This is a genomic window from Promicromonospora sp. NPDC023805 (assembly GCF_040639635.1).
GTDB lineage: Bacteria > Actinomycetota > Actinomycetes > Actinomycetales > Cellulomonadaceae > Promicromonospora.
In genome coordinates this window covers 149,802-172,577 of record NZ_JBFAAH010000003.1, presented here as the reverse complement: position 1 = coordinate 172,577, position 22,776 = coordinate 149,802, and the positions used below count along the sequence as shown (strand labels likewise).

The 22,776-nt window shown below is 72.1% G+C and carries 15 protein-coding genes; 6 read left to right on the top strand and 9 right to left on the bottom strand.

What is annotated here, in order from left to right:
- Positions 1-139: 139 nt before the first annotated feature.
- From AB0F70_RS05570 to AB0F70_RS05555, 4 genes are all read right to left on the bottom strand, one after another.
- On the bottom strand, positions 140-3,574 hold the full coding sequence (locus tag AB0F70_RS05570; protein WP_357444404.1) for a S8 family peptidase: 3,435 nt from the start codon (positions 3,572-3,574) through the stop codon (positions 140-142).
- 91 nt (positions 3,575-3,665) lie between these two features.
- The gene (locus tag AB0F70_RS05565) at positions 3,666-6,206 is read right to left on the bottom strand and encodes a dipeptide ABC transporter ATP-binding protein (RefSeq protein WP_357444401.1); all 2,541 of its coding nucleotides are present in this window, start codon (positions 6,204-6,206) and stop codon (positions 3,666-3,668) included.
- A complete protein-coding gene (locus AB0F70_RS05560; protein ID WP_357444398.1) occupies positions 6,203-7,150 on the bottom strand; it encodes an ABC transporter permease in 948 nt (315 codons plus the stop codon). The genes AB0F70_RS05565 and AB0F70_RS05560 overlap by 4 nt, the downstream gene beginning before the upstream one ends.
- 24 nt (positions 7,151-7,174) lie before the next feature.
- A complete protein-coding gene (locus tag AB0F70_RS05555; protein WP_357444395.1) occupies positions 7,175-8,692 on the bottom strand; it encodes an ABC transporter substrate-binding protein in 1,518 nt (505 codons plus the stop codon).
- A 36-nt stretch (positions 8,693-8,728) separates the two neighbouring features.
- Here AB0F70_RS05555 and AB0F70_RS05550 point away from each other — a divergent pair, with 36 nt between their 5' ends.
- Together AB0F70_RS05550 and AB0F70_RS05545 are read left to right on the top strand one after the other, a co-directional pair.
- A complete protein-coding gene (locus tag AB0F70_RS05550) occupies positions 8,729-9,553 on the top strand; it encodes an exodeoxyribonuclease III (protein WP_357444392.1) in 825 nt (274 codons plus the stop codon).
- Positions 9,554-9,698: 145 nt separating this feature from the next.
- Positions 9,699-11,615, top strand: a complete 1,917-nt coding sequence (locus AB0F70_RS05545; RefSeq protein ID WP_357444389.1) for a septum formation family protein — start codon at positions 9,699-9,701, stop codon at positions 11,613-11,615.
- Here AB0F70_RS05545 and AB0F70_RS05540 read toward each other — a convergent pair.
- On the bottom strand, positions 11,593-12,522 hold the full coding sequence (locus AB0F70_RS05540) for a winged helix-turn-helix domain-containing protein (protein WP_357444386.1): 930 nt from the start codon (positions 12,520-12,522) through the stop codon (positions 11,593-11,595). The genes AB0F70_RS05545 and AB0F70_RS05540 overlap by 23 nt on opposite strands.
- Before the next feature lie 477 nt (positions 12,523-12,999).
- A complete protein-coding gene (gene clpB / locus AB0F70_RS05535; RefSeq protein ID WP_357444383.1) occupies positions 13,000-15,627 on the bottom strand; it encodes an ATP-dependent chaperone ClpB in 2,628 nt (875 codons plus the stop codon).
- A gap of 119 nt (positions 15,628-15,746) precedes the next feature.
- Here clpB and cpt point away from each other — a divergent pair, with 119 nt between their 5' ends.
- On the top strand, positions 15,747-16,304 hold the full coding sequence (gene cpt / locus AB0F70_RS05530; RefSeq protein WP_357444380.1) for a chloramphenicol phosphotransferase CPT: 558 nt from the start codon (positions 15,747-15,749) through the stop codon (positions 16,302-16,304).
- Positions 16,288-17,088 (top strand): sulfite exporter TauE/SafE family protein, encoded by an 801-nt coding sequence (locus tag AB0F70_RS05525; RefSeq protein ID WP_357444377.1) that lies wholly within the window; start codon positions 16,288-16,290, stop codon positions 17,086-17,088. Before cpt ends, AB0F70_RS05525 begins: the two co-directional genes overlap by 17 nt.
- A 64-nt stretch (positions 17,089-17,152) precedes the next feature.
- On the opposite strand, the gene AB0F70_RS05520 is transcribed toward AB0F70_RS05525, so the two are convergent.
- From AB0F70_RS05520 to AB0F70_RS05510, 3 genes are read right to left on the bottom strand one after another with little or no spacing between them, the layout of a single operon-like run.
- Positions 17,153-18,607, bottom strand: coding sequence for a carboxyl transferase domain-containing protein (locus AB0F70_RS05520; protein ID WP_357444374.1), 1,455 nt, complete (start codon positions 18,605-18,607; stop codon positions 17,153-17,155).
- The gene (locus AB0F70_RS05515) at positions 18,604-19,806 is read right to left on the bottom strand and encodes a CoA transferase (RefSeq protein WP_357444371.1); all 1,203 of its coding nucleotides are present in this window, start codon (positions 19,804-19,806) and stop codon (positions 18,604-18,606) included. The genes AB0F70_RS05520 and AB0F70_RS05515 overlap by 4 nt, the downstream gene beginning before the upstream one ends.
- A gap of 5 nt (positions 19,807-19,811) precedes the next feature.
- Positions 19,812-21,134, bottom strand: a complete 1,323-nt coding sequence (locus AB0F70_RS05510; protein ID WP_357444368.1) for an SLC13 family permease — start codon at positions 21,132-21,134, stop codon at positions 19,812-19,814.
- Between the two features lie 106 nt (positions 21,135-21,240).
- On the opposite strand from AB0F70_RS05510, the gene AB0F70_RS05505 reads away from it, so the two are divergent.
- Positions 21,241-21,969 carry an FCD domain-containing protein gene (locus AB0F70_RS05505; protein ID WP_357444365.1) on the top strand — a complete coding sequence of 243 codons (729 nt, stop codon included), beginning with the start codon at positions 21,241-21,243 and terminating at the stop codon, positions 21,967-21,969.
- The gene (locus tag AB0F70_RS05500) at positions 21,966-22,730 is read left to right on the top strand and encodes a sulfite exporter TauE/SafE family protein (RefSeq protein WP_357444362.1); all 765 of its coding nucleotides are present in this window, start codon (positions 21,966-21,968) and stop codon (positions 22,728-22,730) included. Before AB0F70_RS05505 ends, AB0F70_RS05500 begins: the two co-directional genes overlap by 4 nt.
- The last annotated feature ends 46 nt before the right edge of the window (positions 22,731-22,776 follow it).

Genomic DNA, 22,776 nt, shown 5'->3' with positions numbered 1-22,776 from the left:
GGGGATAACGCGCGAGGAGCGCAGATGGTTGGGCGGCGGATTCGGCGTTGTGCCTGTTCAGCGCGCCAAGAGGAGCGTCACCCGCAGGCGTGCCGCACGACGCCGAGGCCGTGCGGCACGCCCGCTGCGAGGTCTGGTGTCAGCGGACCCCGTAGGCCCGGATCACCGTCTGCTTGATGGTCGTGCCCGCCTTGTCCTTCGCCTCGACGCGGAGCGAGACGTGCTCCGTGCCCTTCGGCACCCGAAGGTCAGCGGTGTAGACGCCCGCACCGGTCCGGCGCAGCGTGGCCTTGCGCCAGGTAGCGCCGTCGTCGGGTGACCACGAGAGGCGGGCCCCCGTGACCGTGCCGCCCGCGCTGCCCACCTGGTGGCCGACGGTCACCGTGGCGGTGGTCCGCCGCGGCGCCTTGTTGGCCAGGTCCATGCCCGCGACGTCGTAGGCGACGTCGAGCACGGGCAGCTTGACCGACGCGCCGGAACCAGCCTGCTCGGCGTGGAAGGCCCACTCCGTGCTCACTCGCGTGGACCGGTTCCACCAGGGGGTGGCCCGTTCGGCGTCGAGGACGACGCGGTAGTCGGCGCCCTCGACCGGGACGGGGACGTCGGCCCCGTAACCGTCGACATCGGTCACCTGGGTGCCGTCCTGCCACACCCGCAGGTGCTCGGACTGGTCCTCCCCCGAGGACGCGTGCCCCTCGCCGTCGGTCCACCCGGGGAGGACCAGGGCGAGCCCCTCACCCTGGGTCTGGAACAGGCCGTCCTCGCGGAGCCTGGTGTTGAGCACCGCGCTACCGAGGGTCTCCGCTCCTTCCTCGCCCGGTGCGAACAGGTGGCGCTTGCCGTAGAAGTACGCCGGTTCCGATCCGTCGTCCGGCGCAAGCCTGCTGTTGCGGGCCCATTCCACGCCCGGGCTGAGGTACGCGGTGTGGACGCTGCCCGGCTCGACCGGGCGGTGGTAACCGTTCGTCTGGATCCACCACCTGTTGGGGGCCTCACCCGACCATCGGGCACTCACGTCCGTGCCAGGGCCGAGATCGGCGTGGCCGGCCTCGACCGCCGCCGTGTTCTGAGACGTCGCCTCGAACGCGAGCTGTTCGACGGAGTCCTGGACGTACAGCAGGTCGTACGTGTACTCGGGGGCCTGCTCGCCGGTGGTCGGCGCCGCCAGGGCGAACCCGGCGCTGAAGGTGAGGGTGCCCTCGGTGACCCCCTCGGTAGGTGTCGCGTACACGTCGGTGGTGCCGGGGACCCTGGTGTTGGCCGTGTAGAGATACTCGTCGGGCGCGTCGGTCCGGAAGACACCGAGAGTGGTCACCCGGAGGTCCGCCGGCCGCTCCGTGGTAATGGTGACCGGCTCTGCCCGGCGCGCGTCGAGGACCACGGTGGTGTCCCCGGTCACCTCGACCTCGGGGTGGACGGACGACGTGAGCTCGGTGATCTCTTCAGCGGCGTCCTCTGCCCACAGGTCGCCGGCTATCGAGTAGGTCCCGGCAGGGACGCGCACGGTCTGCGTGCCGTCGTGCAGCCGGACGACCTCGCCGAAGATCGAGCCGTCGTCGACGTTCAGCACGCCCGCCTGGGCGTAGCGCGTGTCTCCGCCGTACGGCTCGCCGTCCCGGCCGACGGCCTGGATCGTCAGGTCGTAGACCTCGGACTCCTTGAACCAGCCGAGAGGGGTGCGGATCTCGCCTCCGCCGTCAGTGGTCGCGACGACGGCCCCTGAGTGGGCCCCGAACTCGCCGGTGGTGCGGTCCACCGTGACGTCAACGGTGGCGCTGCCCTGCGCGGGCACGGTCACCGATGCCGCCGAGAGTGTGGCGGCGCCGTCCGGCAGCGGTTCGCCGTCCAGACCGGTCACGTCGACCGCGAGGTCGAGCGTGACCTGCGCGTCCGTCGGGTTCTCGTACGTGAGGGTCTGGGTCTCCGACCCCGCCTGCGGGAACTCGAAGGTGTTGAAGGAGAGCGACGACGGCGTTGCCTCGACCCGCTGCTCCAGGGCGGTCGGCAGGTAGATCCGGCCGGCGCCCTCGTCCCACACCGTCCCGGGCGTGTCCTGGGCGGAACCCATGAGGATCGACTTGAGCTCCTGACCCGTGAGCTCCGGCCGGGCCTGCTTGAGCACTGCCGCGGCACCCGCGACGTGCGGGGTGGCCATCGAGGTGCCCGAGGCCGAGACGTGGAGGTCGTCGACGACGGGGCCCATCGTCGTCCCGGCCGCACGGGCCGCGACGATAGCGTCGCCGGGGGCGGCCACGTCAGGCTTGAGGGCGTTGTCCCCGCCGCGCGGGCCCCGGCTGGAGAACCAGGTGACCTCGTCGGCGTCATCCACGGCGCCCACGGTCAGCGCGGAGTCGGCGGACCCGGGGGCGGTCACCGTGCCGTTGCCGTCCTCCCCCTCGTTGCCCGCGGCGATGACGAACAGCGTGCTGTGCTCGGTGCTCAGCGCGTCCACCGCCAGGGACGACGGATCCGTCCCGTCGCTGTAGAACCCGGGCTGACCGAGGCTCAGGTTGACGATGTCGGCGCCCTCGTTCGCCGCCCACTCCATCCCTTCGATCATCCAGGATGTCCGGCCGTAGCCGTCGTCGGCCAGAACCTTGCCGACCAGGAGGTCCGCGCCGGGCGCGACACCGCGGTTCACGCCGTCGGACGCCTCGCCCGAGCCGAGGGCGATCGAGGCGACGTGCGTGCCGTGACCGAAGCCATCGGTGGTGCTTCCCGAACCGGTGAAGTCACGCGACCCGATCGTCACGTCGTCCAGGTCGGGGTGGGTGGTGTCCACGCCGGTGTCGAGCACCGCGACGGTGACGCCCTCGCCCGTGTAGCCCGCTTCCCAGGCCTGGGGTGCGCCGATCTGAGGCGACGAGTCCACGTCGAGCGCCTCGACGGGGGCGTCGAGCCAGACCTTGAGGTCTGCCGGAGCAGCGGCTGCCGTCCGGGCGTTCGCCGGCTGGTCCTTCGCCGGTCGGGCCTGCAGGGCGGCCAGCAGGTCGGTCGCGGCGTCGGCGTCCAGATCCGCGGAGACCGCGCCAACCGACTCCAGCTTGCGTTCGGGCTCGATACCCAGCCCCGCCCAGTCGGGCTCGGTCGACGCCGACCGCGCGCCCTTCGCCGCCGCACCGCCGGACGCGGTGGCCTGAACGATGACGGGGACGGTGCCCTGATCGGACTTGCCGTTGCCGGCGTCGGCCAGGCCCGCGATGTCGAAGAGCGCCTGGTCGAGGCGATCCGGCACCAGGCCGGACACGTCCGTCGGAATGACGAGCAAGCGGCCGTTCTCGGTCCGCTGGAAGAACCCGACGCCTTCGCGGCCCGCTCCGGGCTCGATCCCGACCACCTGGGTGTGGCCGCCCGACTGCGTGACCGTGACCCGGTCGCCCGTGATCAGCGTGACGGTCGAGGTAGCGGTACCTGGTGTGCCGGACCGGGTGGCGGCCGTGCCGAACGTCGCGCTGGACGTCGTGCCGGCCGTCGTGGCGGCGGGCGGATCGCCGGGCCCAGCGGCCGAGGCCACCGTTCCCCCGCCCACCAGGACTGCGGCGAGCATCGCCGCTGCACCTGCTCTGACGCGCATCTGCTGTCTCCTTCGTGAGGAATGGGCGGCATGTGCCGCCCGCACGAGGGCAGACGAACGAAGAGCTCAGGCGGTTGGGGCTGCCCAGCTGTCAGAAGAGGAGGAGGGGGGTCGCGTCGCGGAGGCGGCGCGTGTACTCGTGATGGGGGGTGTCGTAGACCTGGTCGGTGGGCCCCTGCTCCACGATCAGGCCGTCGCGCATCACCGCCACGTGGTCGCAGACGTGCCGCACCACGCCCAGGTCGTGCGACACGAGCAGCAGCGTCAGGGCGTGCTCGTCCGCGAGCCGCGCGAGCAGGTCCAGCACCTGCCGCCGGACGGAGACGTCGAGCGCGCTGACCGGCTCGTCCGCCACGAGGATGCGCGGCCTGCACACGAGCGCCCGCGCGATGGCGATGCGCTGGCGCTGCCCGCCCGAGAACTGGTGCGGGTACCGCTCGGTCGCGTCGAGCGGCAGGCCGACGGCGTCCAGCATCTCCCGCACCGCGTCCCGGCGGGCCAACGCCGTGCGCGGGCCGCCGGCCCGGACGTTCGCGGGGTTGAGGAGCGGCTCCGCCACGATGTCGCCCACCGTCATACGGGGGTCGAGCGAGCTGTACGGGTCCTGGAACACGACCTGCAGCGCCGCCCGCAGGTCGCCCAGCCCGGGAGCACCAGCACCGCTGGTCGAGCCTGTCGAGACCCCGTCCGCGCCGATCCGCACCCCGGCGCTCGTCACGTGCCCCGACGTCGGCCGGTCCAGCCCGGCCACGATCCGCAGCAGGGTCGACTTGCCCGACCCGGACTCGCCCACTATCCCGAACCGCTGCCCCTCCTGGACCTCCAGCGAGACGCCCCGCAGCGCGTGCACCACCTCGCCGCGGCTCGGATAGGTACGGGTCACGTCCGCGACGCGGATCAGCGGTTCCCGGGTCTCCCGGGGTGCGGCCGGCAGCCGGGGCTCCAGGGCCGACGCCGCCAGCAGCCGCTTCGTGTACTCGTGCCGCGGGTGCGCGAACACCTCGGCGACGGGGCCCTCCTCGACCACCACACCCTCGAGCAGCACCACCACCCGCTCACAGACCTGGGACACCACCGCCAGGTCGTGCGTGATGAACAGCAGCCCCGCGCCCCGGTCCTCGACGAGCCGCACCATCAGGTCCAGCACCTGGCGCTGCACGGTGACGTCGAGGGCCGTCGTCGGCTCGTCCGCCACGAGTACTGCCGGGTCGTTGGCCAGCGCCATCGCCAGCCCCACCCGCTGGCGCTGCCCGCCGGACAGCTCGTGCGGGTAGCGCCGGGCGGCGCCGCCGGGCAGGCCCACCTCGGCGAGCAGCTCGGCGGCGCGCCGCGTCGCCGTCCGGCTCGTCGTCCCGTGGAGCGTCATCGCCTCGGCGACCTGGCGGCCCACGCGCATCAGCGGGTTCAGCGCTGTCATCGGCTCCTGGAAGACCATCGACAGCGCCTCGCCGCGCAGCCGGGCCATGGCTTGCTCGCCCCGGTCCAGGAGGTTCCCGGGCACGCCGGCGAGCCGCACCTGACCGGTGGCCGCGACGCCGTCGGGCAGCAGGCCGAGCGCCGCGAGCGCCGTCATGGTCTTGCCGGAGCCGGACTCGCCGATCAGGCCGACGCGCTCGCCGGGGCCGACCCGGAGGGAGACGTGGGACAGGAGCGGGCGGCCGCTGTTGGTGCGGACCGTGAGGTCGTGGATGTCGAGGGCGGCGGGCTGCTGGGGGTCGCCGGGCGGTTGGGGGGTCTCGACTGGCTCGACCAACGTATCGGGCTCGACCACCGGGTTCGGCTCGACGGCCCGGGCCTGGGGGGCGACCGCGGAGAGGCGGGGGTCGAAGACGTCGCGCAGGCCGTCACCCAGCAGGTTGAACCCGAGCACGGCCACCGCTATCGCGACGCCTGGCACTATCGCGAGGTGGTCGGCGACCCCGAGGAACTGCTGCGACTCCTGCAGCATGCGGCCCCACGACGGCGTCGGCGGGGGTGTGCCCAGGCCGAGGAAGGACAGCCCTGCCTCGGCGAGCACGGCGGTCGCGAAGTTCACGGAGCACTGCACCATCACCATGCCGCCGATGTTGGGCAGCACGTGCCGTGCGGCGATCGCGAGCTCGCCGCGGTTCGCGGCCCGGGCGGCCAGCACGTAGTCGGACCGGACGACCTGGAGCGTCCCGCCGCGTGCGACGCGTGCGAAGGCCGGGATCGAGCCGATGCCGAGCGCGACCATCGCCGTCACGGTGCCCGCGCCGTAGACGGCGCCGAGGACTATCGCGAGCAGCAGTCCGGGGAACGCGAGCAGGATGTCGCTGCCCCGCATCAGGAGGGCGCCGAGCCGCCCGCCGCGCATCCCAGCGAGCACACCGAGCGGCACGCCGACCACCGCCGCGATGCCCACCGCCACCAGGCCGACCAGCAGGGTGACCTGCGCGCCCGCCATGACCTGGGAGAGCACGTCACGGCCGAACCGGTCCGTACCGAGCCAGTGCTCGGCCCCCGGCGGGAGGAGGCGTTCGGCGCCCGCGTGCTCGGGGTCGTACGGCGTCCAGACGAGCGAGACCAGGGCCGTGACGACGACCAGCCCGACCAGCACCGCGCCGATCGCGAGCTGGGGGTGCACGCGTGCGCGGCGGGCCGGGCCGGTCATGACGCCCTCCTGAGCCGGGGGTCCAGCAGGGTGTAGGCGAGGTCGACCAGGAAGTTCAGCAGCACCACGAGCACGACGAGCACCGCAACTATCGACTGCACGGCGAGCAGGTCGCGGTTGCCCACCGAGTCCAGCAGCAGGCTGCCGAGGCCAGGCACGGCGAACACCCGCTCGATGACCACCGCGCCGATCAGCATCGACGCGATCTGCACACCCACGACGGTCACTATCGGCACGCCGGCGTTCCGCAGCCCGTGCCGCACCAGCGCGCCGGTGAACGTGAGCCCCTTGGCACGGGCGGTCCGCAGGAAGTCCTCGCGCATGATCTCCAGCACGGCGCTGCGTACGTATCGCGTGATGATCGCGGCCTGCACGGAGCCCAGCGCGACGGCGGGCAGCAGCACGTGCCGCCAGAACTCCCCGAACCCCTCGACGGGCGCCACCCAGCCACCCGACGGCAGCCAGCCGAGCCGCACCGCGAACAGCGCCACGAGCAGCACGCCCACGAGGAAGTTCGGCACCGCCACGCCCACCTGGCTCACCGCGGACAGCGTCACGCCACCCACGTTCCGGTGCCAGACGGCGGCCAGCGTGCCGACCGGTATCGCCACCACCAGGGCGATCAGCATGCCGAGCAGCACGAGGATGCCCGTCACCTGCACCCGGTCAGCGACCAGGGGCGTGAGGTCCTGCGCCGTCACGTAGCTCGTGCCGAGGTTCCCCGTGAGCAGGCCGCCCACCCACTCGAGGTACTGGGACACGAGCGGCCCGTCGGTGCCGTGCTCCGCCCGCCAGGCCACGAGCGCCTCGGGGGACGCCTCGATCCCGAGCGCGACGATCGCGGGGTCACCGGGCAGCACGCGCAGCAGCAGGAAGATCGCCGCCGTCGCCACCAGGAGCGTGGCGACGAGCTGGGCGACGTGCGAGGCGAGTTGTCTGGCCACGTGCGGTGTCCGGCGCCGGCCGGATCAGCTGTCGGACCAGCGCAGGCCGGTCAGGTCCATCGACTCGGTGGTCGCGTTCGCGGCGATGCCCGCCAGTCCGGCGTCGGCCACCACGGTGTTGGGGAAGAGGAACAGCGGGTCGCTCGCGGCGTCGTCGACGATCATCCGGGCGACCTCCTGCATACCCGCTACGTACTGGTCCGGGCTGCTCCGGTCGGCCTCCTCCGCGACCTCGGCGACCCGCGGGTTGTCATAGCCGATGTAGTAGTCCGGGTCGCCGAAGATCGTCAGCATGTCCCGGGCCTCGGTGTGGAGGATCACGGACATCTGGTAGTCGTGCTCGGTGAACACCTTGTCCAGCCAGACCGCCGGAAACTCCGCGGGGACGATCTTCGCGTCGATGCCGACGTCCTTCAGCTGCGACACCACCACCTGGGCGACCGCCTCGGCGTAGGGACGGGTCGGGACGTCGAACGTGATGCTCAGGTCCTCGGCGCCGGCCTCCGCCAGCAGCTCGCGCGCCCGGTCCGGGTCGTACGCGTAGGCGTCGGTCAGGTCCTGGTAGTACGGGTCGGTGGGCGGCACCATCGAGCCGATGAGCTCGCCGTGCCCCGCCCATGCGGTGTCGAGCACCGCCTTGCGGTCGATCGCGTGCATGACCGCGCGGCGCACCCGCAGGTCGTCGAAGGGCGGTTCGGTGTTGTTCAGCGCGAGCAGCACCTCGCCCGTCGACGTGCCGTCGAGGACCGTCAGGTCCTCGTCCCGCTCGAGGCCGGCCAGCAGGTCGGGCGCCTGCAGGTTGTACGCCATGTCGATGTCACCGGCGCGGACGGCGTTGGCCTGGGCGTTGGCGTCGGCGAAGTAGCGGACGGTGACGTCCTGGATCGCCGGCGCCTCGCCCCAGTAGTCGTCGCGGGCGGCGAGCGTGATGCGGTCGCCGGTGGCGACCTCCTCGACCGTGTAGGGGCCGGTGCCGACCGCCTCGGTCGCCAGGTCGGCGGACAGGTCGTCGGGGAACATGGCGCCCACCGACGTGCCCATGTCGAACAGCCAGGAGTTGCTCGGGTGCTCGAGGGTGACGGCGACCTCCGTGTCGCTCGTCGCCTCCGCCTTCCGCACGACGTCCATCTTGGACTTGAGGCTCAGCGTCCAGTCGTCCTTGACCCGGCCGATCGAGGAGACGACGTCGTCCGCGGTGAAGGGCGAGCCGTCGGAGAACTGCACGCCCTCGTGCAGCGTGAACGTGTAGACGGTGCGGTCCCCGTTGACCTCCCACGACTCGGCGAGCTGCGGCTGCACCTCGCCCTCCTGGTCGATGGTCACCAGGCCCTCATACACGTTGTTCATCAGCAGCTGCGGGATCGCCGAGCCCGACGTCGTGGTGAGGTCGAGGTTGGTGGGCTCCCCGGTCAGTCCGACGACGACGTCCGTACGCGCTCCTCCGGTGCCCTCGCCGGAGCCGGCCGAGCAGGCCGCGACCAGGGCCGCGGTGGTCAGAGCGACGACGACGCCGACGGCGCGGCGCCTGGTGAGGATCTGCACGAAGCCAGCGTAGTCGCGTGACCATAGGCTGGGACCGTGCGCCTCGTCACCTGGAACGTCAACTCCATCCGCACGCGCGTCGACCGCGTGCTCGCCTTCCTCGACCGGTCCGGGACCGACGTCCTGGCCATCCAAGAAACCAAGTGCCGGGACGACCAGTTCCCGACCGCGGCGTTCGAGGCCGCCGGTTACGAGGTGGCGCACTTCGGGCTGTCGCAGTGGAACGGCGTCGCGATCGTGTCGCGGGTCGGCCTGGCCGACGTCGCCACCGAGTTCCCCGACCAGCCGGGCTTCGCCAAGGCGATCATCGAGGACGGGCCGGACCCGCTGCTCGACGTCGTCCCGCCGCTCGAGGCGCGAGCGATCGGCGCGACCTGCGGCGGCGTCCGCGTGTGGAGCCTGTACGTGCCCCACGGCCGGGGGCTCGGCGACCCGCACTACACCTACAAGCTTGCCTGGCTGGAGGCCCTGCGCGTCTCCGCGCAGACCTGGGGGGACGCAGGGGACGCCGTCGCGCTCATGGGCGACTGGAACGTGATCCCGCTCGACACCGACGTGTACAACGCGGCGGACTTCGCCGGGAAGACGCACGTCTCCCAGCCGGAGCGAGACGCGTTCGAGGCATTCGGCAAGGCCGGGTACACGGAGCTGACGCGGCAGTTCATCCCCGAGGAGCACACGTACACCTACTGGGACTATCAGCAGCTCGCGTTCCCGCGGAACAAGGGGCTGCGGATCGACTTCTGCTGGGCGTCGCCCGCCCTCGCCGGCCGCGCATCGGGTGCCGTCATCGACCGGGACGAGCGCAAGGGCAAGGGCGCCTCCGACCATGTCCCCGTGATCGTCGACCTGGCCGACTGACGCTCCCGCCCACGGCGCAGGAGGCGCCGAGGTTCCACCGGCGATGGGGAAATCGGCGGGTGAAATTGTCCATAAAGAGGGTGCACCCGAAGCGTGCATCGTCCTGGTGACAAGGTCCTCGTCGAATGTCGGTAAGTTAACCTGCATGACGTCGACGCCCGACCACCTCCCGGCCGCCACCGAAGTCGCCGAGGTCCCTGCCACGGATCCTGTCGAGACGGCGTCCGCGGACGAGGCGGAGCGGGATCCCGCGGGCGACGGCGCGGTAGTTGACAGCCCTTCCGAGGACGACGACGCCGCGCCCGAGCAGGCGGACGACGACGGGTCGGACGCCGCTGGTGCGTCGGCCACGAACGGCGAGCCCAAGGGCGACGGGGCCCAGGGCCGGGTAGCGGTGGCTGAGTCCGGGGTTGCCTTGTCCGGGGAAGCCGAGCGTGCGGAGGCCGGCTCGACGAAGGCCGAGACCGCGGAGGCGTCCACCGACGGGCCGATGGCGGTCGCCGCGCCGGACGCGGAGTCGTCGGCTGCTGCGGGCACACCGGACGACGTCGAGCCGGCCGCGAAGGCCGACCCTGTCGCGGATGTTGAGCCCGCTGCGGACGTCAAGCCTGCTCCGCGGCCTGCCCGACCTGCCCGACCTGCCCGACCTGCCCGCAAGCCTGCGGCGGGTACCGGCTCGAAGCGGGCAGCACTCACCGAGGAGATCAGCGTCGTGCCCGCCGCCGCACTACCGAAGCGGGTGCCGGCGGCTCCCACCGCCTCCCCCGTCGAGCCGACGCCGCCGCCGACGCCGCCGTCCACCAAGAGCGTGGACCCTGCGGCCACTGCGCAGGCGGAGGAGCCGGCCGAGGCCGACAGCGCCGCAGGCGCCGCCGTCAGCACCAGCCTCGCTGCTGACACCGACGCGGACGTCGACACCGACGCATCCGGCGATGACGCTGCCCCAGCCGACTCGACCGATGCGCCCGACTCACCCGCCGCACCTGGTTCGCCCGCCGCAGCCGACGGCAAGCCGGCCATGTCGAAGGCCGCCGGTACGGACAAGGCCAAGCCCGGGACGCCGTCCGACAGCGCGGCTGCGCCGGCCGTCGACGAGACGTTCGACTTCAAGGCGCTCTCCTTCGCCGCGATCGCCGCGGCGCACAAGAAGGAGCTCGGGCCGCGCACCATCGCCGCGGAGGCCGGGACGTCCGAGGAGCAGAAGTCCGCGGGCCAGACCAGCGCGGACGCGCCGGCCGCGGACCCGAAGGAGGTCCCCCGCGAGACGGAGACGCCCGCAGAGGAGCTGCCCGCCGCCGCGGACGACGCTCCCACCGAGGAGCTCTTCGCATCGCCCGCTACGCGCATCCCGCCGGCCGTCGCGCCGCCGAGCCCGTTCCCGACGCCCGCGGCCCCGCCGCAGCATCAGCCCGGCGCCCCGCGCCAGGACCAGGGCGCCGGCCGGCAGCAGCCGCCGTCGCCGTTCCCCTCCGCGCGCGGCGGTTCCGCGCACCCGTTCCCCGCCGTACACGGCTATGCGCCCGAGCCCTCCTATGCCGGCTGGCGCCCGCCGACTGCGGCCGACGACGCCGCCAAGCGACGCCGGTTCGCGATGATCGGCGGGGCCGCCGTCGCAGTAGTCGCCCTGGTGGCGGTGGTCGTCCTTGTCGTGAACATGGTCAGCAAGCAGCAGTGGGAGCCGATCGAAGCGATGATCGCGGAGCCACGCGAGGTGCATCCGCTGCAGCTCGTGCTCGGTTCGTGCGTGGAGACCGTCCCCGAGGACGGCGAGGTCTCCGAGGTGCTCGCCGTTCCCTGCGACGCCTCGCACACCGCGCAGGTCGTCGGCCGCACCGACTTCGCCGACGCCGCCGTCTGGCCCGGCCGTGACGAGGTGGACAAGCGCGTGGCCCTGGTGTGCGGCACCAAGCAGCTCGGTCCGATCGCCCGTACCAGCCAGCTCGCCAACTCCGTGAGCTACGTGGTCTGGGGCCCCAGCGAGGAGTCGTGGAGCGACGGCGACCGGGTCGGCCTGTGCCTCGCCACCACCGCCGAGCCGATCACACAGGATCTCCTGCAGTAGCGGACTGTGTCGCCGCCGGACCCTGTCCGGTGCAGCCGTCGAGCAGGGTCTGGCCCAGCGGGGTCAGCGCGTGGATCACGGTGTTGCGCTCGCGCCCGCTGGCGATCAGACCGGCGTTGCGCAGCACCGTCGCATGCTCCGACGCCGATGCCGGGGAGATCGCCAGACGATTCGCGATCTCGCTGGTCGTCGCACCAGTGCCGAGCACTCGCAGCACCGCCGCTCGGGTCCGGCCGAGAAGCGCGGTGAGCTGCCGTCCGCTGTCGGACCGGACCTCGAAGCTGCGGTCCAGCCCGGCAGGCTCGTGCACGATCGGGTAGAGCAGCACCGGCGGCAGGTCGGCATCCGCGAGCGTGATCGGGGCCCGGACGCAGAAGTACGACGGGATGATCAACAGGCCACGACCGCCCAGATGGATGTCCCGCTCGGCGGTTGTCGACACCGACAGGACCGGATGCTCCCAACGCACCGACGGGTGCAGCGTCCGCAGCGCGTTCTCCGTCCCGCCCTCCACCCAGGCGCGGGTGCGCGCCGCGCGGTCGACGTCCACGGCGGCCCGGATACCGCTCCAGTACGGCCCCACCGCATGCTCGTAGTAGGAGCGCACGGCGACGCCGAGCCCGCGCATGGCGGGTCCGGTGCCCGCGGCGAGATCACGCATCCAGAGGTGCGGCCTGTGCCCGCCCGCGAGTAGCTCGATGTCCTTGCGAAGCTGGGCCCTGGGGGTGGACAGCATCGCGTCCAGCCCGGTCTCGAAGGTGTCGGAGCCGGTGACCGGCGTGAGGAAGTCCGGCGAGTAGCCCCGTGGCGGAGCCAGCCGTAGCAGCATGCGGGCTGCCGGCGGCAAGCCGGAGAGCGCTCGCTGCCGCCAGCGCCCGAACAGCACAGCGCCCGAAGGCTGGTTCACCACATGTGCGCTGAGCAGCACCTCCCACATAGGGTCCGGGCCCGGAGCGATCCGAACCCGGGCAAGATCATCCGAAGTGAAGTGGAACCGCAGCACCAAGCCTCCCTGACCGTCTGCCCTCTCCCATGGCCCCCGCCGACTCGCCCCCGCGCGCCCCTGACCGTGCGGGACCGTACACGGCATTCCGCACACGACTTTCACCCCGCGCAGAGAGGGACGGTCGAGCACCCAAGTTTTGGGCGAGCAGGCACTCACCTTCACAACACCGACACACACGATGCTGCTCGGGCACCGCTCACCCCGCCTGTCCCGCAGATCGCGCGGTCGTTCCTCCTGGCACCAGGATGGCAGGCGGGGCCTCCCCGCACATCGATCAATAGTCGTAGTCCGATGTACACAGATCGACGTACACGGGGTCCCTTGGTCCTCATCGGGCGGTCAGCACAGCGTCTTGATCAGGCGGTAGGCGGCGTCTCGTCAGGTGGTCAGCACCCCGCGCTCGAGGACCAGGCCCTCGCCGTCCGCGCGGTCCACGACCACGATGTCGCCGTCGGACACCTCGCCCGCGAGCAGCAGCCGTGCCAGGCGGTCGCCGATCTCGCGCTGCACGAGGCGGCGCAACGGCCGGGCGCCGTACGCCGGGTCGAACCCCTCCAGCGCTAGCCACTCGCGCGCCGCCTCCGTGACGGAGAGCGTGATCCGGCGGTCCTCCAGCCGCTTGGCGAAGGCCCCTACCTGCAGCTCCACGATGCTGCCGAGCTCGGCCAGCGTCAGCGCGTCGAAGACGACCACGTCATCCAGGCGGTTGAGGAACTCCGGCTTGAACGAGGCACGCACGGCAGTCATCACGGACTCGCGCCGTTCCTCGTCCGACAGCATCGGTTCCACGAGGAACTGCGAGCCGAGGTTCGAGGTCAGCACCAGGATCGTGTTGCGGAAGTCGACGGTACGACCCTGGCCGTCCGTGAGCCGGCCGTCGTCGAGCACCTGGAGCAGGACGTCGAAGACCTCCGGGTGCGCCTTCTCCACCTCGTCCAGCAGCACCACCGAGTAGGGCCGCCGCCGGACCGCTTCGGTGAGCTGGCCGCCCTCCTCGTACCCGACGTAGCCCGGAGGCGCACCGACGAGCCGGGCGACGGAGTGCTTCTCGCCGTACTCCGACATGTCGATGCGCACCATGGCGCGCTCATCGTCGAACAGGAAGTCGGCCAATGCCTTGGCGAGCTCGGTCTTGCCGACACCCGTGGGGCCGAGGAACAGGAAGGAGCCGGTGGGCCGGTCGGGGTCGGAGACGCCCGCCCTGGTCCGGCGCACCGCGTCGGACACCGCGGCCACAGCAGTCTTCTGGCCGATGAGGCGCTGCCCGAGGACGTCCTCCATGTGCAGGAGCTTCTCGGACTCGCCCTGCAGCAGCCGCCCGGCCGGGATGCCGGTCCACGCCGCGACCACCTCGGCGATCTCGTCGGCGCCCACCTTGTCGGCGATCATCGGCGGCTCAGCGTGCTCGGGAGCCAGGCCCGGCGTCGTGTCCTCTGAACCGGCCTCCGCTTCCTCCGCCGCCACGAGCTCCCTCTCGACCACAGGGATCTCGCCGTACTGGATGCGTGCCGCACCCTCCAGGTCACCCTCGCGGAGCTTGCGCTCGGCATCGGTGCGCAGCTCGTCGAGGCGGGCACGCAGGTCACCGACGCGGTTGTGCCCCGCCTTCTCGGACTCCCAGCGCGCGGTGAGCGCTGCGAGGGCCTCGCGACGGTCCGCCAGGTCGGCGCGGAGACGCTGCAGGCGCTCCTTGGAGGCCGCGTCCTCGGACTCGGACAGCACCACCTCCTCCATCTCGAGGCGCGTGACCGCGCGCTGGAGCTCGTCGACCTCCACCGGGGAGGAGTCGAGCTCCATGCGCAGCCGCGACGCGGCCTCGTCGACCAGGTCGATCGCCTTGTCGGGCAGCTGCCGCCCGGAGATGTAGCGGTCGGAGAGCGATGCGGCGGCTACGAGGGCCGAGTCCGCGATCGTCACCTTGTGGTGCGCCTCGTAACGCTCCTTGAGCCCGCGCAGGATCGCCACGGTGTCCTCCACGGAGGGCTCCCCCACGAAGACCTGCTGGAACCGGCGCTCCAGTGCGGGGTCCTTCTCGATGTGCTTGCGGTACTCGTCGAGCGTGGTGGCACCCACCATGCGCAGCTCACCGCGCGCGAGCATCGGCTTGAGCATGTTGCCCGCGTCCATGGCACCCTCGCCGCCGGCACCCGCGCCGACCACCGTGTGCAGTTCGTCGATGAAGGTGACCACCTCGCCGTCCGACGCCGTGATCTCCTCCAGGACCGCCTTGAGGCGCTCCTCGAACTCTCCGCGGTACTTCGCTCCGGCGACCATGCTCGCCAGGTCGAGCGCGACGAGCCGCTTGCCCTTGAGGGACTCGGGCACGTCACCCGCCACGACCCGCTGAGCCAGCCCTTCGACCACCGCCGTCTTGCCGACGCCCGGCTCACCGATGAGCACCGGGTTGTTCTTGGTTCGCCGGCTCAGCACCTGGATCACGCGGCGGATCTCCGAGTCACGGCCGATGACCGGGTCGAGCTTGCCGTCGCGGGCACGCTGCGTCAGGTCGGTGCCGTACTGCTCGAGCGCCTTGTACGTGCCCTCCGGGTTGGGGCTCGTGACCCGGCCGGACCCACGGACGGTCGGCAGCGCGGCGCGCAGGGCGTCGGCAGTGGCTCCGGCGTCGGACAGGATCTGGGCCGCGGGCGACTGCCCGGCCGCGACGGCGATGAGCAGGTGCTCGGTGGAGACGTACTCGTCGCCCAGCCCCTGTGCTTCCTTGGACGCCAGGTCGAGGACCGTGGCCATGGCCCGGCTGGCGCTCGGCTGGGCCGTGCTCGCACCACTGGCCTGGGGCAACGCGACCAAAGCCGAGCGCACACGCTGGCCGATGATCTGTGCGCTGGCCCCGACCGCATCGAGCAGGCCGACGGCGACGCCGCGCTCCTGCTGGAGCAGCGACGCCAGCAGGTGGACCGGCTCGAGCTGCGGGTTGCCGGCGGCCGATGCCGACTGGATCGCGTCGCCGATCGCCTGCTGCGACATGGTCGTGAACTTGGTGTCCATGAGGCCTCCCAGGATGGTGCTGAAGTCTGCGCGGCAAGGCCGCCTTCAAAGTTGAGTCTACTCCGCTCAACCCTGGAATCCACTGTAGCGTGCGCCACCCACACTCGTACCGTTGCGGCATGAACACCCAGGTGATCGTCCTCAACGGCGGTTCGAGCTCCGGGAAGTCCGGCCTCGCGCGCAACCTGCAGGCGGTCCTGCCCGAGGCCTGGCTGTCCCTCAGCATCGACACCCTCGTCGACGCGATGCCCGCCCGCCTGACCACCGGCGGCGACGGGATCGGTTTCGCGGACGACGGCGGCGTCGACGTCGGGCAGGAGTTCATGGCGCTGCAGGACGCCTGGATCGCCGGGCTGGTCGCCATGGCACGCGCCGGCGCACACATCGTCGTCGACGACGTGTTCCTCGGGGGCGCCGCGTCCCAGCGGCGCTGGCTCGACGCCCTGGGGCACGTCCCGACACTGTGGGTCGGCGTGCGCTGCGACGCGGCGGTGGCGGAGGCGCGCGAGGCAGCCCGTGGCGACCGCGTCGCGGGCATGGCCGCCAAGCAGGCAGACGTCGTCCACGAGGGGGTCACCTACGACCTCGAGGTCGACACGACGCACACCGGGTCGATGGACTGCGCACGAACCATCGCGACACACCTGAGATCATCGCTGGGTGAGCGAGCAGACTGACGAGTCCCTGACACCTCCCCGCGCCGTCCTCGTCGGGGTCGTCGGCGGCACCTTCTCCGGGCTGTTCGGCCTGGGTGGCGGCATCGTCATGGTGCCGCTCCTGACGTCGCTCGGCGGCCTCACGCAGCGCCGGGCCAGCGCGTACTCGCTCGCGGCGATCCTGCCGGCGGCGATCGTCGGGTCCATCCCGTACCTGACCCACGACGCCGTCGACCTGATCGCCGCCGGACTGCTCGTCGTGGGCGCGGTGATCGGCGCCGTCGTCGGAGCGCGGCTGCTCGCCCGCGTACCGGAGACCCTGCTGCGCTGGCTCTTCGTCGGCGTGCTGGTCGCGGGGATCGTGCGGTCCGTGATGGACGCGTTCGGGGAGCCGCCGTCCGTCGACACCGCCCAAGGGCTGCCCAGCGTGCTCGACGGCGCGGGAATGATCGGGCTCGGCCTCGTCATGGGCGTCGCGTCCGGCCTGCTCGGTATCGGCGGCGGTCAGCTCGCCGTCCCCGGCCTGTCCGCGCTGTTCGACTTCGCACCCGCGCTGGCCAAGGGCACGTCGCTGGTCGCGATGATCCCGACCGCCATCTCGGGCACCTGGGTCAACGCTCGCAACCGGCTGGTCCACCTGAAGATGGCCGCGCTCATCGGCCTCGTGGCGTCGGGCTTCTCGTTCGGCGGCGCGAGCCTGTCGGTGGTCATGCCCGACGACGTCGCGTCGATCGCCTTCGCCGCGCTCCTCGTCTTCGCCTTGATCCAGCAGATCCGCAAGGCCCTGGAGAAGCAGCGGCACTAGGCAATGCGCGCGCCCCTCTGAGGTCTAAGGTGCTTCGTTCTGAAACGGTTCAGAGCGGAGAAACTTAGGCCTCGAAGGAGTGAGCATCCGCGGGAGGCGCGGCCAGCTCCCGCAGCATCACCGCGCACTCCGCCGCGACCGCCACCGCGACGTCTCGGACGGTGTCGGCCTCGTGCTCCGGGACCACGCGCTGCACGGCGCCCTCGGCGAGCAGGTCGACGGCCCGGATGTGCTGGGCCTCGGCCATCTCCGCCGCGTGCGTGGTGTCCCCGTGCACGATGACGCTCGCGCCCTCGGGCGGTAGCGGCGACAGCCAGGCGTGCTCCGCTGCGATCACGACCTGCGCGGGCAGCAGCGCGAGCGCCCCGCCGCCGCAGCCCTGGCCGAGGATCACCGACAGCGTCGGCACCGTCATCCGGGTGAGCGCTGCCATGCAGCGCGCGATCTCGCCGGCGAGCGCACCCTCCTCGGCGGCCTGCGAGAGCTCGGCACCCGGGGTGTCGATCACCGCGACCAGGGGCAACCGCAGCTCCTCGGCGAGCCCCATCGCGCGCCGTGCCACCCGCAGCGCGGCGGGGCCCATCGGGGTGCTCTCGGCCTGCCGGGTCCGGTCCTGCCCGACGACGAGGCACGGCCGCCCGTCCAGCCGCGTGAGCGCCACCAGCATCGACTCGTCTCGCTCGCCCTCTTCCGTGCCGGAGAGCCGCACGGTCCCCGAGGCTCCGTAGCGCAACAGGTCCCGCACCCCCACACGGCCCTCGGCGCGGGTCCGGAGCACGGAGTCCCAGGCAGACGCGTCCGCCGCCGGCTCCCCGGAACGACGGGGCAGGGACGGCGCCGACGGCGGGTCCACCAGCACCGCGAGCGCGCGCTCCACGAGCGCGGGCAGGTTCTCGGGCGCGACGACGCCGTCGAGCACGCCCTTGGCGGCGAGGTTCTCGGCGGACTGGACGCCATCGGGCAGGGCCTCGCCCGTCAGGGCCTCGACCACGCGTGGACCAAGGAACCCGATGAGCGCACCGGGCTCGGCGACCGTGAGGTGCGCGAGCGAGCCCCAGGACGCGTAGACGCCGCCGGTCGTGGGGTGCCGCAGGTACACGAGGTAGGGCAGGCCTGCGTCGCGGTGGTCCATGACGGCGCGGGAGATCTCGACCATGCGCAGGAACGCGGGGGTGCCCTCCTGCATCCGAGTGCCGCCCGACGCCGTCGTCGCCAGGAGGGGCAGGCGCTCCGCCGTCGCGCGCCGGATCGCGGCGGTGATCCGGTGGGCCGCGGCCCGGCCGATGGAACCGCCGAGGAACCGGAACTCGTTGACCACCACGACCACTGGCCGCCCCCGGACCCGGCCGCGGCCGGTGAGCACCGACTCGTCGGTGCCCGCCTTCTCCGCTGCCGCCGCCAGGACGGCGCGGTACTCCGCCGAGTGCCCCGACGTGTCGACCGGCTCGTCCCAGGACTCGAAGCTGCCCGGGTCGAGGACCAGGTCGAGCAGCTCGCGCGCCGTCCAGCGGCGGGTCACCGGCCCGCCTCCGGACCAGGCCCCTCCGACCGGGGCGTGTCGAGCCAGGCCCGGATCCCGGCGGCGTGCTCGTCCAGCACGGGCGGCGCCTGGTGGTCACGCCGGGTCACCTCGGCGCCGTCGGGGTCGAAGAACCGCAACGGCGGGCCGGGCAGCGTCACCGTGCCGAGGCTCGTGTGCTCGACGTCGACGAGCAGGCCCTGGCTCGCCGTCTGCTCCCATGCGTACACCTCGTCGAGGGTACGCACCCGGCCCGCCGGGATGCCCGCATCGGCGAGCCTGGTCAGCAGCGGGTCTGAGTCGAGGTCGGCGAACGCCGTCTCGACGAGCTCGATCACCTCGTCGCGGCGGGCGACCCGCTCGGGGTTGCTCCGCAGGCCCTCCGCGGAGGCGTCGAGCTCGAAGGCCAGGCAGAACTTCTGCCACAGCACCTCGGACCCGACCGCGATCTGGACGGCGCCGTCACGGCAGCGGAACAGGCCGTACGGCGCTATCGAAGGGTGGTGGTTGCCCTGCGCGTGCCCCACCTCCCCGGCGACGGTCCACCGCGTGCCCTGGAACGCGTGCACGCCGGTGACCGCCGCGAGCAGGGACGTCCTGACCACCTGTCCGACGCCGGTGGTGTGCCGCTCGTGCAGCGCCGCGAGCACGCCGTACGCGCCGTAGATCCCCGCGAGCAGGTCGCCGATCGGGACGCCGACGCGCTGCGGGTCGTCGGGACCGGAGCCCGTCAGCGACATCAGGCCTGCCTCGCCCTGGGCGATCTGGTCGTAGCCGGCGCGCCCGCCCTCGGGGCCGTCGTGCCCGAAGCCGGTGATCGAGAGCACCACCAGGCGCGGGTTGCGCTCGAGCAGCATGTCGACGCCGATCCCGAGCCGGTCCAGCACCCCGGGCCGGAAGTTCTCGACGAGCACGTCCGCCCGGTCGACGAGCGCGAGGAGCGTGGCCCGGCCGTCGGGGGCCTTGAGGTCGAGCGCTATCGACTCCTTGTTGCGGTTCGCGGAAAGGAAGTACGTCGACTCGCGCGCGCCCTCCTCGCCGACGAACGGCGGGCCCCAGCCGCGCGTGTCGTCGCCCCGCTCGGGGACCTCCACCTTGACGACGCGCGCGCCCAGGTCGCCCAGCATCATCGTGGCGTGCGGCCCGGCGAGGGCCCGGGAGAGGTCGACGACGACTACGTCGTCCAGCGGTCCGGTCATGGTGCTCACCAGCCCGGCAGCACGAGGATGGCCCAGACGAGCAGCGGCCCCGCGAGGGTGACGATGATTGCGTAGTTGAGGATCTGCTTGTAGTACGCCTGCTCCGAGATCGTGTCCGGGCGGTTGGCGAGCATCAGGGCTCCGTTCGTGGAGAAGGGGCTGACATCGACGATGGTCGACGAGACCGCGAGGGCCGCCGCCATGGCCCACGGGCTCACGCCGCCGGCCGCGATGAGGGGCACGGCGATCGGGATGATGACCGGCAGGAGCGCCGTCGACGACGCGAAGGCCGAGACGATGCCGCCGACGTAGCAGAGGACGAGCGCACCGATCGCGGCGATGCCAAGGCCCGCGGCCCAGGTGCCGATGTACTCGGGCGACCCGGCCTCGTTGAGGATCGTCGCGTAGGTGCTCACGCCCGCCACCAGCAGCACGGTGGGCCAGGCGATCTGCTTGACGGCGTCCTTGTGCTGCTGCGGGGACAGCATCGCGAGGACGACGGCGGCGGTGATCGAGACGAAGCCGATGTTCTGGTCGAACGCGAGAGCGGTGGTGGCGACCGCGGCGAAGGCGACGAGCGTCAGCACGTGGTCCCTGCGCACGCCGAGCGCGCGGGTGGTGGTCGAGACGCCCGCGCCCTGGCCGCTGACGGTCACCGAGTTCCCGCCGGTGTGCAGGTCGTCGGCGATGTGGCCGGCCGCCTCGGCGGGGTCGACCCGCTCGCGCATGAGCTGGCGGCCGCCGAGCGCGAGGAACAGGATCACGGCCATCGCGGTGTTGATGGCGAGCGACGCGACGAAGACGGCGATCTCGGTGCCCTCGTAGCCGACGTCGGTCATCACCGAGTTGGTGATCGTGCCGTAGATGCTGATCGGCGAGAACCCGCCGCCCTGGGCGCCGTGCACCACGAACATGCCCATCATCAGCGGGTTGATCTTGTAGCGGCGGGCGAAGCCGAGGGCCACCGGGCCGATGATGGCGCAGGCCGCTGGGCTGGCCGCGCCCATGGCGGTGAGCAGTGCGGTCACGGCGAACATGACCCACGGGATCAGCGCCACCCTGCCCCCCACCGCCTGGACGGCTTTGGAGACGATGAGGTCGACGGTGCCGTTGTTCTTGGCGATGGAGAACAGGTAGGTGACGCCGATCAGGGTGAGCACGAGGTCGGCGCTGATACCGCCGAGAACCTCCTTCTCGTCCATGTTCAGCGCGAAGACGCCGACGAACCAGGCCGCGACGTAAGCCAGCGCCCCCATGTTGATCGGCAGCACCGTCCCGGCGACGAACAACGCGACGAGCGCGATGATCGCGATCCACTCAGGACCCATGACAACTCCTCTTCCCATCGCGGCGGACACCTTTGACCGACGAGACACGATGGATCAGTGGCCTAGCCAATAGTCCAATGCCTCTTCTGTCAAGTATTCTCGGCTCGTGACCCCCAAGGCTTCCGCCGAACTGCCGGCACCGCTGGCCCGCACCCGCCTCTACGAGCAGGTCGCGGAGCAGATCACCGCCTGGATCCGCCAGAACGGCCTGCAGGCCGGGGACCGGCTGCCGCCCGAGCGGGAGCTCGCGGCACGTCTCGGCGTCAGCCGCGCGACCCTCAGCCAGGCGCTGGTCGCGATGGAGGTGGTCGGCGTCGTCGTGGTGCGGCACGGGGACGGGACCGTGCTGACCGGCAAGCACACCGAGAGCCGCATCGTCGAGGCCATCCGCGCGCACGCCGACCGGATGCCCGAGATCATCGACATCCGGGACGCGCTGGAGACCAAGATCGCCGCGCTGGCCGCGCAGCGCCGCACGGAGGACGATCTCGTGGCGATCGACGCGGCGCTGGACATGATGGAGGACGCCATCACGCACGGCGACCGGGGCGTCGAGGCCGACGAGCACTTCCACGCGGCGGTGACCGCCGCCGCGCACTCCGACCTCCTGGCCCAGACCATGCGGGAGATCGCCAGCCTGATCCGGGAGAGCCGGATCGAGTCCCTCTCGCAGCCGGGCCGGCCGCGCAACTCCCTCAACGGGCACCGGGCCATCGCCGACGCCATCCGGAGCAGTGACCCGGAGGCCGCCGCGGCCGCTATGCACGCGCACGTCGAGATGGTGAGCGACGTGGCCCTCCTGCGAGACCAGGACCGGGACCAGGACCGCCGATGACCGGCTGGGAACAGCTCGCGGTCCTCGGCGCCGGGCTCGGCGCGGGAATCCTCTCGTCGACGGTCGGCGTCGCATCGCTGCTGAGCTTCCCGGTGCTGCTCGCCGTCGGACTGCCGCCCGTCGTCGCGAATGCGTCGAACACGGCGGGCCTGGTGGCCGCGGGGGTGAGCGGCTCGTTCGGCTACCGCCAGGAGCTGCGCGCACATCCCGCCGTCACGCTGGCCGTCCTCGTGACGTGCGCGGTGGGCTCCGTGGGCGGGGCCATCCTGCTGCTCGCGCTCCCGCCGGGCGTGTTCGAGGCAGTGGTGCCGTGGCTGATCCTGATCTCCTGCCTGCTGGTCGGCGCGCAGCCGTGGATCAGCAGGTGGCTGCGCCGCACCCGCGACGAGCCGGCCCGGCTGCGCCACCACCTGTCCCCGGCGACCGTCGTCTTCTCGGTGCTGACGGGCGCGTACGGCGGCTACTTCGGGGCGGGGGCCGGGGTCATGATGGCCGCGGTGCTGGGGCTCGGCACCGACCTGCCGGTGCACGTCGTGAACGCGCTGCGGACCGTGTCGCTGCTCGCCGCGAACGTCGTCGCCACGCTCATCTTCGTGTTCGTCGCCGACGTCGACTGGCTCGCGATCGGCCTGCTCGCCGCCGGCTCCGTGGTGGGCGGCTACGTCGGCGCCCGCATAGGCCGCAAGATGCCGCCGACGGTCTTCCGCGTGCTGGTCGTCATCGCGGGAGTGGTCACCGCCGTCGTCATGCTGTTCTTCTGACCCTCTGAACGCGCGCACAACTTTTATGCATGAGTCTTGTGCACAG